A 14,731-nucleotide genomic window follows, 5' to 3' on the forward strand; every position below is an offset into this window, starting at 1 on the left:
TCGGGGACATCAGGACGAGGAGTCGTCCTCGTCCCCCTGACCTCGCCGGCCCTGCTCGCGTCGTTCGCGGCGGATGTCCTCGTCGAGCTTGCGCAGGAAATCGGGGTCGTCGTCCGGAGCGCGGGGGCCGGATCGGTCCGGTCGGCCCCTTCCTCCCTGGCCGGGGCCCGTGCCGCGCGCGTCGAACGGGGAGCGCCCGCCGTCCCGACGGTCCCTGCCGGCCAGCAGCCAGGTGAGCGGGCCCACCCACGGCAGCAGGACGATCAGCACGATCCACGCCCACTTCGGCAGCCCGCGCATCCGCGCGTCCTCGCTCTGGATGCAGTCGGCGAGGGCGTAGACCGTCAGCGCGATCGAGGCGATGGCGAGCACTGCTTTGAGCATGTGATCAGTCTACGGATGTGCAGGGTGCTCCGGAGATCCGTCAGGACGCCAGGACCCGCCTCAGTTCGGCCATCTGCTCGTCGAGCTCCCGGGTGGTCTCGGCGATCTGGGACATGCGTCGTGAGTGCTGCTCGGGCACGTCGCCGTCGAACTTGTAGCGCAGCGAGTGCTCGGTGCTGGACCAGAAGTCCATCGCGATGGTGCGCAGCTGGATCTCGACCGGCACGTGGACCGTCTTCTCCGCCAGGAACACGGGGACCCGCACGATCAGGTGCAGCGAGCGGTATCCGTTGGGCTTCGGGGCCGCGATGTAGTCCTTCTCCTGCAGCACCGTGAGGTCCTCCTGGCGCCGCAGCGCATCCGCCACCAGGTGCACGTCGGCCACGTAGGGACTGGTGACGCGCAGGCCGGCGATGTCGAAGATCTGCTCGCGGATCTGCGTGAGATCCGCCGGCACGCCGCGCAGGGCGATCTTGGCCATCAGCGACTCGACCGATTTCAGCCGTGTCTTGACGTGCTCGATGGGGGAGTGCTCGTGGGCGGCGTCGAACTGCTCGCGCAGGATCCCGACCTTCGTGCTGACCTCGTCCAGCGCGAACTTGTACTCCAGCAGGAAGGAGCGCATGCGTCCTTGCATGCGTCGCAGCATGGTCTCCGTATCCAGCTGTTCGGCATCGGGACCCGCCAGGCGTCGCAGGAACTCCATCGCCTGGGGATCGATGCCCTGGCGGGGAGCCGAGGAGACGGCTCCCGGGGCACGTTCACCACTCATGAGCGGGATCCTGCCACCGGAGGCTGGGCGTGCGGTGTGGCGGGGGCCTCTGCGCTCGGGCCGGACCCAGCTGCGCGCACTACGCTGGCGACCATGCGAGACCTCCTGCTCTACACGCTGCTGCGCCTGGCCGTGCTGCTGGTGGCGTGGTGGCTGCTGGTGCTGGTCGGGGTGGGCTTCTACCTCGCCGGCATCATCGCCGTCCTGATCGCCTTCCTGGTCTCCGTGCTCCTGCTCAGCAGGTTCCGCGAGCGCCTGGCCGGTCGCCTGCAGTCGGCCGACGAGCGTCGCCGCGCCCGCCGCGGTCCCGTCCACGACGAGGACGCCGAGGAGGAGGACGCCCTCCTCGACGACGAGGAGGACGAGCAGTTCCCTCGCGCCTGACCGCGGGTCCCGACGACCGACGCGCGAGCGCGCAGCGCTCTCAGATCGCCAGTGCCACCAGCAGCAGCAGGGAGAAGACGAGCTCCAGACGCCCGGCGGCGGCGAGCACGGGGATCAGGGCCCGCCCCTGGGTCCCTGCCAGCACGATCCGCAGCGGCCTGATCGCCAGCGGCGCCGCGAGCAGCACCAGCAGCGTCGGCAGGTGCAGGATCATCACCGGCACCATCAGCACGAACGGCACCACGATGCACGCCGTGAGCAGGATCCGCGTACCCCGATCGCCCAGCCGCACCGCGAGCGTGCGCTTGCCGACCAGGCTGTCCGTCGGCAGGTCCCGCAGGTTGTTCGTCAGCATGATGACGACCGCGAGCAGACCGATCGCGCACGCCGCCAGCACGGCGACCGCCGTCAGCCGCTCGGTGATCGCATAGGCCGTGCCGCACACGGCGACCAGTCCGAAGAACACGAAGACGAACAGCTCGCCCAGGCCCAGGTAGCCGTAGGGACGCTTCCCGCCGGTGTAGAACCAGGCGGCCGCGATCGCGGCGGCGCCCACGACGACCGTCCACCAGATGCCGGCGATCGCGATCAGCGCCAGACCCAGCAGGCCGCCGATCCCGAGCGCGAGGACGGCGGCCCGCTTGACCGCCGCCGGGGTGGCTGCGCGCGATCCGGTGAGGCGGAAGGGGCCGACGCGGTCGTCGTCCGTTCCGCGCACCCCGTCGGAGTAGTCGTTGGCGTAGTTCACGCCGATCTGGAGGCTGAGGGCGACGCCCAGGGCCAGCAGGGCACGCGGGATCGCGATGCCCGCCTCGAAACCGGTGTCCCACAGGGCGGCTCCTGTGCCGGCGGCGACCGGGGCGATCGCGGCGGGGAGGGTGCGGGGGCGTGCGCCCTCGACCCACTGGGACAGCGTGGCCATGGTGCTCCTCGGAGGATCGAGGGCCGCCCGATGCGGCCCGGAAAAGTCTACGTGCCCCGTCAGTGGTGGGCGGCCGCGATCCGTGCCGCCTGGGCTCGGTCGATCTTGCCGATCCCGTGCAGGGGCAGGGCCTCGACAAGGTGCACACGCCGGGGCACGGCATGGCCGGGGACACCGGTGGTGCGCAGTGCGGAACGGACCAGGGCGGGGAGGTCGGCGGGCTCGGGTGCCTGGGCGGTCGGGACGACGAGGGCCTCGACGGCGGAACCCCATTCGGGATCCGGGACGCCGACGACGACGGCCTCCGCGACCAGGCCACGCAGCATCAGCGAGCGCTCTATCGCGCGTTCGACGTCCTGGGGAACGACCTTGAGGCCGCCGGTGGTGATGACGTCGTCGGCCCGCCCCAGGATCTGCAGACGCCCCTCGTCCAGGCGTGCGAGGTCGCTGGTGGCGAAGACGCGCTCGCCCTGGGGTCCGTCGGCCGGGAAGTCCTCGGTGCGTGCCGTGCCATCGGGCAGCAGGTATCCGGTCGCGAGCGTCGGGGAGGAGATCCGCAGTCGTCCCTCCGGCCCTGGCCCGGTCACCTCGAGGCGCACGCCGGGCAGGGGGACGCCGTCGTAGACGCAGCCGCCCGCGGTCTCCGAGGAGCCGTAGGTGGTGCGCACGCGCGCACGGGCGCCGCGGGCACGGGCGAGCAGGTCCGGAGGGGTCGCCGCGCCGCCCACCAGCACGGCCGCGAAGCGCGAGAGCAGGGAGCGGGCCCGGGCGCCGTCGGCCGAGGCGTCGGCCAGGATGCGGGTGAGCTGCGTGGGCACCAGGGAGGTGAAGGCCGGCAGTCCCGCGTCGTGCGCCTGCGCGAGGGCGGGTGCCGCGAGCTCGGCGAAGTGCGCCGCGTCGAAGTGTGCGGCGAGGTCGGGGAGCGGGTCGGCCAGCGGGACCCGGGCCAGACCCAGCGCACGCTGGGCACGATGGGCGCGGGCGAGCACCTGGATCCCGGCGATGTGGGTGGGCGGCAGCAGCGGCAGCCAGTGCCCGTGCCCGCCGCTCGCGGGCAGGCCCTCGACGGTGCCGTCCTGCGCGAACAGCTGCGCGGTCGCGTCCTGGGACGCCAGCAGCGAGGCCACAGGGTGCGCGACGGCCTTCGCGCCGCCGGTCGACCCCGAGGTGGGGACGACGAGCACCGTGTCCTCGAAACCGGCCGGGAGGTGTGCGGGCGGGTCGAAGGGACCGAGCCACAGCCGGGCGCGTCCGGCCATCATCTGCCCGACGGCGTCGGCGTGCTCGGCGAGCGAGCGTGCGGAGCCGTCCCACGGGGCCGGTCGCAGCCAGGGGGCCTCCGGCCCCGTGCTCTCGGTCATCGCAGGTCAGCCCTGCGGGTGGCCGAAGGAGGACCAGTCGGGGGCGCGGTGCTCGAGGAAGGCGTCACGGCCCTCGACGGCCTCGTCGGTCATGTAGGCGAGGCGGGTGGCCTCCCCGGCGAAGACCTGCTGGCCCATCAGGCCGTCGTCGGCCAGGTTGAAGGCGAACTTGAGCATCCTGATCGCCTGCGGCGATTTCGTCGCGATCCTCGCGGCCATCGCGAGCGCCTCGTCCTCGAGGTGCTCGTGGTCGACCACCCGGTTCACGGCGCCCCAGTCGTAGGCGTCCTGTGCGGAGTACTCCTCGGCGAGGAAGAAGATCTCCCGCGCCCGCTTCTGACCCACCTGCTTGGCCAGATATGCGGATCCGTAGCCGCCGTCGAAGGAGCCCACGTTCGCATCCGTCTGCATGAAACGGGCGTTCTCCCGAGAGGCGATCGAGAGGTCGGAGACCACGTGCAGGGAGTGCCCGCCGCCCGCCGCCCAGCCGTTGACCACGGCGATCACGACCTTCCCCATGGTGCGCATCAGACGCTGGACCTCGAGGATGTGCAGGCGCCCGGCCTGCCCGGCGCCGACGGTCTCGGCGGTCTCACCCTCGGCATACTGGTAGCCGGAGCGTCCGCGGATCCGCTGGTCACCACCGGAGCAGAAGGCGAAGCCGCCGTCCTTGGGGGAGGGGCCGTTGCCGGTCAGCAGGATGACGCCCACGCCGGTGTCCAGACGCGCGTGGTCGAGGGCGCGGTAGAGCTCGTCGACCGTGTGGGGGCGGAAGGCGTTGCGCACCTCGGGGCGGTCGAAGGCGATCCGCACGCACGGCAGGTCCGTCGGGGCCCCGTCGCCGCTGCGATCCACCGCTCGGTGGTAGGTGAGGTCGGTGAGGGCAGGGCCCCCGAGCTCCTCGACGCCGATCTCCCGCCAGCGCCGGGGGTCGAAGGTGTCGGAGACCGCTCGGGGCAGTTCGGAGGGGGACATGCTCAGCAGGGTATCCCCGCAGGAGGCGTGGCACGGGGCCGAGGTGGCGTGATCCGGCTGACGGGGCGGTGCGCAGGGGCCCCGTCTCAGGCCCCGTCGGACCACGACAGCAGCGGGGTCGACGGCGCCGGATCGGTGTCGAGCCGCCCGTAGGCGAGCACGTCCACGCGCTCACCGTCGACGAGGAACTTCCGGCGCTCCGTGCCCTCGTGGAGGAACCCGGCGGCGCGCGCCACCGCGCCGGAGGCAGGGTTGTCGACGCGGTGGCCGAGTTCGAGGCGCTCGAGCCCCCAGCCGCCGTTCGGCTCCGGGCGCAGGGCACGCTCGGCGAGCGTCGCAGCAGCACGCGCAATGAGACCCCTCGACCGATGTGAACGGTGCAGCCAGTAGAAGAACCAGCCGCTGCGGTTGTCGTCGTCGATCGTGACCGCGACCAGGCCGACCATGCGGTCGTCCCCGTCGTCGACGACCGCGTACGCACGGCGGTCGGCACCTCGCAGCCAGGTGCAGTACTCCGTGGCCGAGGTGGCGTCGTGCACGTCGCCTTGTCGGGACATGTCGGCCGATGCGGTGAACGCGTCGAGGATCGCGCCGGCGTCGCCTGCGCGCACGGGTCGGAGATGCGGCATGGGACGAGGGTATGGGGAGGTGCCGACGAGGGTCTCGGAATCATCACGAACTGCCCGCTGAACACCGAACTGTCCAGAAATGTCCCAGGGGGCGGTTAGATTGCGATCAGCCGACTCCCGGAGTCCCCTCAACGTCGACGGGATCCCGGGAATCGAGTCGGCGATGCCGCAGGCATCTGTTCCGCGCACACCGATCCCGGCGTGCGCACGCACCTCCAGGAGATGAGTTGTCCACTGGTCCGAATCCGCCGTACGGGAACGCTCAGAATGACCCGTACGGCTCGCGTCCCGGCCAGGGCGCCCCACAGCAGCCCTCCGCCTCGTCCAGCCCCTACGGTTCGCCGAGTCCCTACGGCTCGCCGAGCAGTTACGGATCCCCCGCTCCTCACGGTGCACAGGGAACTCACGGGGCACCCGGCCCGTACGGAGGTCAGAAGCCGTTCGGCTCGCCCTCGCAGCCCTACGGTTCCCCGAACCCCGGATACGGGTCGCCCGCGCACCCCTACGGTCCGGGCAGCCCGAACCCCGGTCAGTACGCTCACGCCCAGCAGCAATGGAGTGCGATCCCGCAGGGCGGCACCGGCCACCCGTCCGGTCCGATCGACCCTGCCACGGGCATGCCGATCCCGCCCAAGTCGTTCCTCACGACCTGGTTGCTGTCCTTGTTCCTCGGTGGTTTCGGGATCGACCGCTTCTACCTGGGCCAGGTAGGTCTCGGGATCGGCAAGCTGCTCACCTGCGGTGGGTGCGGCATCTGGGCGCTGATCGACCTGATCCTGCACCTATCGGGCGCCTCGCACGACAAGTACGGCCGCCCGCTCGCGGACCGTGAGCGGTACAAGACCATGGCATGGATCGTCTCGGGCATCGTGTGCGCCATCGGACTCTTGATCGGCTCGATCAACGCCGCGACCACCGAGGCCACGGAGCCGTCCTCCGCCCCTGCGGTCTCGCAGCAGTCCGAGAACGGCGCCGACTCAGCAGTGACAGAGAAGGACACCTCGGAGAAGCCGGAGGAGAAGGCTGCGGAGGAGAAGCCCGCCGCCGAGAAGCCCAAGAAGAGGGTCGAGGCTGAAAAATCTTCGGACGACGGCGACGAAGCGGAGTCGGCGCAGCCAGAAGAGACGAACGTCGGGATCGGTGACGCCGTGGAGGCGGACGACGTCGAGCTCACCGTGACCGATGTGAAGACTGGCGTGACCAAGGTGGGCGACACCTACTGGGACGCGAAACCTCAGGGCGAGTTCGTCATCGTCGACGTGAAGGTGAAGAACGCGGGCAAGGAGGAGGCCACGCTCTACTCTGGCGACTTCACCCTGATCGGCGAGGACGGAGCCGAGTACTCGGTCTCCGACGACGCCTTCCTGGAGGACGGCGCTCTCAGCCTTGAGAGCGTCAACCCCGGCAACACCTTCGAGGGCAAGCTCATCTACGACGTGCCCAAGGGGACGAAGGTGCCCACGCTGGAGATGACCCCCTCCTGGTTCGGTGAGACCGCTGAGGTGGATCTGAGCTGAATCGGTCGTGCCGGTGTCGGTGCCGTTCCCTAGGGTCGGTGCCGGCATCGGCATCTGTCCCGGGCGGCCCCACCGCCGTGGTGCGTCGCCTCGTGCGGCCGCGCCTGTGAACCCGTGAGCGCCCCCGTATGGGTAGGGTCCCGCGGGTGAGTCATTCCTCTTCCTCCACGACATCGGTGTCGGCACAGTCCCACGGCGCGGGTTCCGGCACGCCCGATTCCTCCCCGCACCTCGAGCGGTCCCTGGGCAACCGCCACATCCAGCTGATCGCGATCGGTGGTGCCATCGGCACCGGCCTGTTCATGGGGTCGGGCAAGACGATCTCCGTGGCCGGGCCCTCCGTGCTGCTGGTCTACGTGGTCATCGGCTTCATGCTCTACTTCGTGATGCGCGCGATGGGGGAGCTGCTGCTCTCCCGCAGCGACTATCGGAACTTCGCCGATTTCACCGGTGACCTGCTGGGACCCTGGGCGGCGTTCTTCACCGGCTGGACCTACTGGTTCTGCTGGGTCGTCACCGCCGTCGCCGACGTCATCGTCATCGCCTCGGTGTACCTGCGGGACCTGCTGCCCGTCCTGCCCACCTGGGCGACGCCTCTGCTGGCGGTTCTCGTGATCGCCCTCCTGATCGGGCTGAACCTGCCCACGGTCCGTGCGTTCGGCGAAGCCGAGTTCTGGTTCGCCCTGGTCAAGATCGTCGCGATCCTCGCCCTCATCGTGCTCGGTCTCGTGCTCGTGGTCGTCGGCTACGAGACCCAGGCCGGCACCTCGAGCTTCACCCACCTGTGGGACGAGGGAGGCTTCTTCCCCCGCGGCTTCAGCGGATTCGCCGCCGCCTTCCAGATCGCGACCTTCGCCTTCGTGGGCATCGAGCTGGTGGGCACCACCGCCGCCGAGACCCGCGACCCCGAGACGAACCTGCCGCGGGCGGTCCGCTCGATCCCCGTGCGCATCCTGCTGTTCTATGTGGGATCGCTGGTGATCCTGATGTCGGTGATGCCGTGGACGGTCTACAGCGCCGACGACTCCCCGTTCATCCAGGTGTTCGCGACCGCCGGGCTGCCCGCGGCCGCCGCCGTGGTCAACCTCGTGGTGCTGACCTCCGCGATGTCCTCGGCGAACTCCGGGATCTACTCGACCTCGCGGATGGTGTTCAGCCTGGCCACGCAGAGGGACGCCCCGCGGATCTTCTCGAAGGTCTCCTCGCGCCGGGTGCCCCAGAACGCGCTCTTCCTGACCGGGGTGATGCTGCTGGCCTCGGTGGTGCTGCTGGTCGCAGGGCAGGGCGAGTCCGCGGCCTTCACCGTGGTCACCACGGTCGCCTCGCTGTGCTTCATGTTCGTGTGGACGATGATCCTGTTCAGCTACCTCGCCTACCGGCGACGCAGGCCCCAGGAGCATGCCGCCAGTCGCTTCCCGATGCCGCTGGGATCCGTGATGCCGTACGTGGTGCTCGGGTTCTTCGTGTTCCTGGTCTGGGCGCTCACCGGTGCGCCGGACACGCGCGCCGCGCTCGAGGCCACCCCGGTGTGGTTCGTCGTGGTCGCCATCGGCTACTTGCTGATCCGCCGCGGCAGCGAGCACGCCGCGCAGCGAGAGGCCTTCCGTGCGCGCGTCGCCGAGGAGAAGGAGGAGGCCGCGCGCTGGCGCCGCGAACCCGTGCAGGCGGCGACCGGCAGCCGGGACTAGCCTGGGCAGGTCACGATCTTCGGAGGAGGCCCCATGACCAGCCTGCACGACTTCACCGTCCGCACCGCCGACGGCGGCAGCAGCGATCTCTCCCAGTACGCCGGCAACGTCGTCCTGGTCGTCAACGTCGCCTCCAAGTGCGGTCTCACACCGCAGCTCGACGGCCTGCAGGAGCTGTACGCCCGTCACCGCGACCAGGGCCTGGTGGTGCTGGGCTTCCCGTGCAACCAGTTCTCGGGTCAGATGCCCGGGACCGACGCCGAGGCGGTGACCTTCTGCCGCACCGAGTACGGGGTCGACTTCCCGATCCTGGGCAAGATCGACGTCAACGGCCAGGACGCCGACCCGCTGTTCGCGTGGCTGCGCTCCGAGCGCTCCGGCACCGAGGGCGAGGACATCGAATGGAACTTCGCGAAGTTCCTGATCGGGGCCGATGGCACGGTCCTGGAGCGCTTCGCCCCGGCCACCGAGCCCGAGGACCTGCGCGGCCCGATCGAATCGGCGCTGGCCGCGGCATGAGCGGCATGCGCATCCCCGCGGCCCTGCGCGAGCAGGGCATCCAGGACGCCCGCGTCTACTCCATCCCGATGACCACGCGATTCCGTGGGATCGTCTCGCGCGACGGCGTCATCCTGCAGGGCCCGGCCGGATGGTCGGAGTTCTCCCCGTTCTGGGACTACGGCGTCGAGGAGTCCGCGGCCTGGCTGCGCAGCGCTCTCGAGGACGCCGTCCTGCCGCGGCCGGCCGCGGTGCGGGAGGACGTCGAGGTCAACGTCACCATCCCCGTGGTCCCGCCCGTGCTCGCGCACCGGCTCGCGGCCGTCGGCGGTGCCCGCACGGCGAAGGTCAAGGTCGCGGATGTCAGCTCCTCCCTCGCGGAGGACCTCGAGCGTCTCGAGGCCGTGCGCGACGCCCTGGGACCCGATGCCAGGATCCGGGTGGACGCCAACGCGCGGTGGGAGCGCGACGAGGCGATCTCCGTCATCCCCCAGCTGGACCGGGCGGCCGGCGGGCTCGAGTATGTCGAACAGCCTGTGGTGACCCTCGAGGACCTCGCGGCCGTGCGTCGGGCCGTGGACGTCCCCATCGCCGCCGACGAGCTCGTGCGCCGCGCGGAGGACCCGCTGCGCGTCGCCCGCGTCGAGGCGGCGGACGTGCTGGTGATGAAAGTGCAGCCGCTCGGTGGGATCCGCCGCTGCCTCGACCTCGCGGCCGACGCGGGCCTGCCGGTGGTGGTCTCCAGCGCCCTGGAGACGAGCATCGGCCTCAGCGCCGGCCTCGCGCTCGCCGCCTCCCTGCCCGAGCTCACCCACGCCTGCGGACTCGCCACCGGCGTGCTGCTGACGGGTGACCTCGTCGAGGACCCGCTGCGGGCCGAGGGCGGCGTCATCCCCGCCGTGCGTCCGGAGCCGGACCCCGCCCTGCTGGACGCGCACTGCGCTCCGCACGAGCTCACCGCCCGCTGGGAGCAGCGCCTCGAGGACTGCGCCGCGCACGCCGTGGACCGGACGCCGTGAGCGAGGACTCCGTGAGCGACGCCTTCGCCCCGCTGCGGATCGACGCCCCGGCCCCCGCCGGGTCCGGCGCCGTCGAGGAGGCCGTGGCGATCTGGCGGACCCTGGTCGCCCTGGGTGTGCGCCACGCGGCGATCAGTCCCGGATCGCGCTCCGCCCCACTGGTCTACGCGCTCGAGGACCGGGCGCTCGCCGGTGCACTCCAGGCCCATGTGCGACTGGACGAGAGGGCCGCGGCCTTCACCGCGCTCGGCGCCTCGCGAGCCGATCCCTCCGCCCCGGGAGTCGTGGTCACCACCTCGGGAACGGCGACGACCCACCTGCATGCCGCCGTCCTCGAGGCCCACCACGCGCGGGTCCCGCTCATCGTCCTCACAGCGGACCGCCCGATCGAGCTGCGCGACGTCGGCGCCAACCAGGCCACGCACCAGGCCGGGCTGTACGGGGATGCCGTGCGGTTCGCCGCCGACCTCCCGGCGCCGACGAGCGGCATCGCGAGCGAGGTGGAGCTGCGCACCGCGGTCAGCACTCTCGCGCGGGCCGTCGCCGCGGCGACCGGCCCCCACCCCGGGCCCGTCCACGTCAACCTCGGGTTCCGTGATCCCCTGGTGCCCGCGGACGGCACCGTGCCCGCTCCGGTTCCCGCGGACGAGCGCACCGAGCGTCTCGTCGTCACCCGTCGCGTGCCGCCCGTGGCGACCGACCCCGCCGAGCTCACGCCCGTGCAGAGGACGGTCGTGGTGGCAGGCGACGGTGCCGGCCCCCTGGCCCGCGCCTACGCCGAGGCGCACGGCTTCCCGCTGCTCGCCGAACCCAGTTCCGGGGCCCGCGAGGGGAGCAGCATGATCCCCGGGTACCCACGGCTGCTCGCGAGGATCCTCGGCGAGCAGGATCACCCCCTGCGCCCCGAACGCGCGGTCGTCCTGGGCCACCCCACGCTCTCGCGTAGCGTGGTCAGCGGCCTTCTCGGTGCCCCGGACATCGAGACGGTGATCGTGGATCCCACCGCCGCGTGGTCCGACGCCGCCCGACGGGCCGACCTCGTCGTGCCCTCCCTGCCCGTGCCTGTCGACGGCGCTGCCGAGGACCTCGCCGGTTCCCCCTTCCTCGCCCGGTGGCGCGAGGACGGCGCGCACGAGGTCGCCTCGGCCGACCTCTCCTGGCAGCAGCGCGCCGCGCTCGCCGTCTGGGGAGCCACCTCCTCCGGGAGCCCGTTGATCCTCGGCTCGTCCTCCCTGGTGCGGGACCTCGAGCAGCTCGCCCCCGAGGCACGGGGGCCCGTCCTCGCGGGACGCGGTCTCGCCGGGATCGACGGCATGGTCTCTACGGCGGGCGGATACGCGCTCGCCGCCCGGCCGCCGGGACGGGTGCGTCTGCTCGTCGGCGACGTGACGGCCTTGCACGACCTCACCGGCTGGGTGATCGGGCCGGCCGAACAGCAGCCCGACCTCGACATCGTCGTGGTCGACGACGGCGGCGGCCGGATCTTCAGCGGCCTCGAGCACAGTCGAGCCCGGCCACAGCTCCTCGAGCGCTTCTTCACCACACCCCACGGCACCGACATCGCCGAGGCCGCCCGGGCGCTGGGCATCCCCGCCCACCGGGTCGGGGGAGAGGCGGCGAGCGAGGACCTCGCCGAGCTGCTCGCCGGCCCGGCCACGGGTCGACGCATGATCGTGGTCGGTCCGTGAGAGGGCCGCGCGCGGGCAGGACACAGCTGGTGCACAGCTGCGACGCACGGACTTCTGGGCATGGCGCGGTGGAATGACGCACATGTCATCCGAGGAGAACACCACCCCGCAGGGCAACGGCCGCCCGGGCGGGACCGGCATGCCGCCGGCGGGCACGGGGGACGGCTCGTACCCCGCGCCCGGCGAACAGCCGACCGAGCGTCTGGACCCTCACGAGATGCCGACCGACCGCTACGGCTGGGACGCACGGGACGTCGAGGGGGCGTCGGGGGCGGACCCCCAGGGTGGCCCCGCGTACGGATCGCCCGCGGTCGGCGCCGACGCGAACACCGATCCACAGGGCGAGCAGCCGGCCGCGTCCCCGGGCTGGTCCTGGGGGACCGGACCGGACGCCGTCACGACCCATGCTGCGGGCGGTTCGGCGGCCGGGACCCGCTCGCGACGCGGTCCGGGCTGGGCGGGCGTGGCCGGCCTGGTGATGGCCGGGATGCTGCTCTCCAGCGGTCTCACGCTCGGCGGCGTGATCGCGTACGACCAGGTCGACGGCGACAGCACGCCGAACGCCGCGACGAGCAGCAGCTCCCCGCGCACGGCGGACGCCGAACCCGTCGCGAAAAACGGCGAGAGCCCCGACTGGGAGGCCGTCGCCGACAAGGTCTCGCCCAGCACCGTGGCGATCGACGTCAGCACCGGCTCCGGATCGGCCGAGGGGACCGGCGTGATCTACCGCGACGACGGCACGATCATCACCAACAACCATGTCGTCTCCGGCGCCCAGAAGGTCGAGGTGTCCCTGACCGACGGCCGCACCTACACCGCCCGGGTGGTCGGCACCGACCCCACCACCGACCTCGCGGTGATCACGATGCAGGACCCGCCCGGGGACCTCACGCCCGCCTCCCTCGGGGACTCCGACTCCGTCGAGGTCGGCGAGGGGGCGATGGCCGTCGGAACGCCGTTGGGCCTCCAGAACACCGTGACGACCGGGATCATCTCCGCGGTGCACCGCCCCGTGACCACGCAAGGGGAGAGCGCGGACCCCTCCGATGCCACGTACTCCTCGGCGCTGCAGACCGACGCCGCCATCAACCCCGGCAACTCCGGCGGTCCGCTCGTGAACGCCAGCGGCTCGGTGGTGGGCATCAACTCCTCGATCGCGAGCTTCTCGCAGGGGGAGGAATCGCAGTCCGGCAGCATCGGACTCGGCTTCGCGATCCCCTCGAACACGGTCAAGCTCATCGCCGACCAGCTCATCGACAGCGGGAGCGCGAAGCACGCGCTGCTCGGTGTGACCGCGCAGGACGGCAGTCAGCAGGTCTCCTCCAGCACCTACCGCGGGGCCCTGGTGCACTCGCTGGAGCCCGGTTCCGGCGCCGCCGACGCCGGGCTGCGCGAGGGCGATCTCATCACCCAGGTCGACGGGGTCCCGGTCAACGGGGCGGCAGCGCTCACAGGCATGGTCCGCGGGCTCGAGGTCGGCTCGACCCATCAGCTCACCGTCGTGCGCGACCAGAAGGAGACCACGCTCGACGTGACCCTCACCGAGGCGAGCTGACCCGCCGCAGGCGGCTCACGCCCGGTGGATCACTCCTGGCGGCCGATGGCGCGCAACACGGGGCGTGACTTGGCGAGGGCCTCGGCGTGCTCGAGCACCGGGTCCGACCCCGCCACGAGCCCGCCGCCGGACTGCACCCGCACGCGCGTCGGCGTCTCCAGATGCGCCATCCGCAGGGCGATCGCCCATTGGCCGTCGCCCTCGGCGTCCATCCATCCCACGGGGGAGGCGTAGCCGCCCCGGTCGCGGGACTCGAGCTCGGCGATGGCGGCGTCGGCCGCCTCCCGCGGAGTGCCGCTGACCGCGGCCGAGGGATGCAGCCGGCCGGCCACGTCCAGACTGGTGACACCCTCGCGCAGCTGCCCGGTGACGTCGGAGGCCAGGTGCTCGATCCCCGGCAGGCGCAGCACGAAGGGCTCCACGGAGGCCGTCAGCTCGCTCGTCAGGTCCGCGAGCCGGGAGGTCACCGAATCGATCGCGAAGGCGTGCTCGGCGAGCTCCTTGGCGTCGCTGCGGAACGCCCGACGGTCCTGCTCGGCGAGCTCCGCTCCCTCGGCCACGGGGCGGCTGCCCGCGAGCACCCGGCTGAACAGCCGCCCCTGCTCGGTGTCGGCGAGCATCTCCGGGGTCGCCCCGATCACGTCGGCCAGGTGATAGACCCAGGTGGTCGGGTAGGAGTCGGCGAGGCGCTGCAGCAGGGTCGCGACAGGCTGGGTCTGCTCGAGGTGCACGGTCGAGGACTCCGAGAGCACGATCTTCTGCGCCGCCCCTTCCTCGATCATCCCCAGGGCGCGACGCACCAGCTCCTGGTACTCGTCGGGAGTGTGATCGGGGTCGATCTGCACCCGGGTGCGCTCGTTGCGGGGCGTCGACCCGAAGAGGTCCCTCCAGTCGGTCGGTTCGAGGGGAGCAGGGACCGACCCGTCGGCCTCCGTCTCCTGCGCCGGTGCGACCAGGGTGAGGAACGGATCGTTGTCGTGCACCCCCAGGATGGCGCGGGGCACCAGCAGGGTCGACGGGCGCGGGGAGGCAGCGGCGTAGGAGAAGCTGCCGAAGGCGATCAGGCCGGTGCCGCGGGCGCCCACCTCGTCGTCGATGCGCGCGGCGGCCGCGAGCTCCCGGAACCGCGCGGAGGCGTCCTCGAAGCGATCCGGTCCGGAGGTGCTGCAGGTCCAGGCCGTCCCCACACCGACCATGCCCTGCCCATGGCGGAGCCAGGCGGCGGTGAGATCCCGTGGGAGGTGCGTGAGCAGGTCGACATCGTCCTCGAGGCGGACGGTGCGCACGCGCAGCGAGGGCGGGTCGGCGGGGGCGTCGGAGGTGGGCATCAGCACGATTA

The 14,731-nt window shown here is 71.8% G+C and carries 14 protein-coding genes; 7 read left to right on the plus strand and 7 right to left on the minus strand.

Annotated features, from left to right (window positions below; translation table 11 throughout):
* Positions 1-9 precede the first annotated feature (9 nt).
* Both DEO23_RS03815 and DEO23_RS03820 read right to left on the minus strand, forming a co-directional pair.
* The gene (locus DEO23_RS03815; RefSeq protein WP_109274636.1) at positions 10-384 is read right to left on the minus strand and encodes a PLD nuclease N-terminal domain-containing protein; all 375 of its coding nucleotides are present in this window, start codon (positions 382-384) and stop codon (positions 10-12) included.
* Positions 385-424: 40 nt separating this feature from the next.
* Positions 425-1,156, minus strand: a complete 732-nt coding sequence (locus tag DEO23_RS03820; protein WP_109274637.1) for a GTP pyrophosphokinase — start codon at positions 1,154-1,156, stop codon at positions 425-427.
* Between the two features lie 93 nt (positions 1,157-1,249).
* Between DEO23_RS03820 and DEO23_RS03825 the strand changes: the two genes are divergently transcribed.
* Positions 1,250-1,540, plus strand: a complete 291-nt coding sequence (locus DEO23_RS03825; protein WP_109274638.1) for a DUF4229 domain-containing protein — start codon at positions 1,250-1,252, stop codon at positions 1,538-1,540.
* 40 nt (positions 1,541-1,580) lie between these two features.
* On the opposite strand, the gene DEO23_RS03830 is transcribed toward DEO23_RS03825, so the two are convergent.
* The 4 genes from DEO23_RS03830 to DEO23_RS03845 form a co-directional block, all read right to left on the minus strand.
* Positions 1,581-2,462: a 1,4-dihydroxy-2-naphthoate polyprenyltransferase gene (locus DEO23_RS03830; protein WP_109274639.1), complete on the minus strand. Its 882-nt coding sequence runs from the start codon at positions 2,460-2,462 to the stop codon at positions 1,581-1,583.
* Between the two features lie 59 nt (positions 2,463-2,521).
* Complete coding sequence (locus DEO23_RS03835) at positions 2,522-3,823, minus strand: AMP-binding protein (protein WP_109274640.1); 1,302 nt, start codon at positions 3,821-3,823, stop codon at positions 2,522-2,524.
* 6 nt (positions 3,824-3,829) lie between these two features.
* On the minus strand, positions 3,830-4,798 hold the full coding sequence (locus tag DEO23_RS03840) for a 1,4-dihydroxy-2-naphthoyl-CoA synthase (RefSeq protein ID WP_420808009.1): 969 nt from the start codon (positions 4,796-4,798) through the stop codon (positions 3,830-3,832).
* A gap of 86 nt (positions 4,799-4,884) precedes the next feature.
* Positions 4,885-5,427, minus strand: coding sequence for a GNAT family N-acetyltransferase (locus DEO23_RS03845; protein WP_109274641.1), 543 nt, complete (start codon positions 5,425-5,427; stop codon positions 4,885-4,887).
* A 617-nt stretch (positions 5,428-6,044) separates the two neighbouring features.
* Between DEO23_RS03845 and DEO23_RS16235 the strand changes: the two genes are divergently transcribed.
* From DEO23_RS16235 to DEO23_RS03875, 6 genes are all read left to right on the plus strand, one after another.
* On the plus strand, positions 6,045-6,944 hold the full coding sequence (locus DEO23_RS16235) for a DUF4352 domain-containing protein (protein ID WP_205678831.1): 900 nt from the start codon (positions 6,045-6,047) through the stop codon (positions 6,942-6,944).
* A 176-nt stretch (positions 6,945-7,120) separates the two neighbouring features.
* Entirely contained in the window at positions 7,121-8,632 is a 1,512-nt protein-coding gene (locus DEO23_RS03855; protein WP_240613215.1) for an amino acid permease, read from the plus strand.
* Between the two features lie 33 nt (positions 8,633-8,665).
* The gene (locus tag DEO23_RS03860; RefSeq protein ID WP_109274643.1) at positions 8,666-9,151 is read left to right on the plus strand and encodes a glutathione peroxidase; all 486 of its coding nucleotides are present in this window, start codon (positions 8,666-8,668) and stop codon (positions 9,149-9,151) included.
* Positions 9,152-9,156: 5 nt separating this feature from the next.
* A complete protein-coding gene (locus DEO23_RS03865; RefSeq protein WP_109274644.1) occupies positions 9,157-10,149 on the plus strand; it encodes an o-succinylbenzoate synthase in 993 nt (330 codons plus the stop codon).
* A complete protein-coding gene (menD, locus tag DEO23_RS03870) occupies positions 10,146-11,837 on the plus strand; it encodes a 2-succinyl-5-enolpyruvyl-6-hydroxy-3-cyclohexene-1-carboxylic-acid synthase (RefSeq protein WP_109274645.1) in 1,692 nt (563 codons plus the stop codon). The genes DEO23_RS03865 and menD overlap by 4 nt, the downstream gene beginning before the upstream one ends.
* Positions 11,838-11,919: 82 nt before the next feature.
* Positions 11,920-13,392, plus strand: coding sequence for a trypsin-like peptidase domain-containing protein (locus DEO23_RS03875; protein WP_240613192.1), 1,473 nt, complete (start codon positions 11,920-11,922; stop codon positions 13,390-13,392).
* 29 nt (positions 13,393-13,421) lie between these two features.
* Here the strand turns inward: DEO23_RS03875 and DEO23_RS03880 are convergent, their stop codons facing one another.
* The gene (locus tag DEO23_RS03880) at positions 13,422-14,720 is read right to left on the minus strand and encodes an isochorismate synthase (RefSeq protein ID WP_109274646.1); all 1,299 of its coding nucleotides are present in this window, start codon (positions 14,718-14,720) and stop codon (positions 13,422-13,424) included.
* Positions 14,721-14,731 lie beyond the last annotated feature (11 nt).

The sequence above is a fragment of the Brachybacterium endophyticum genome (assembly GCF_003130585.1).
Taxonomy (GTDB): domain Bacteria; phylum Actinomycetota; class Actinomycetes; order Actinomycetales; family Dermabacteraceae; genus Brachybacterium; species Brachybacterium endophyticum.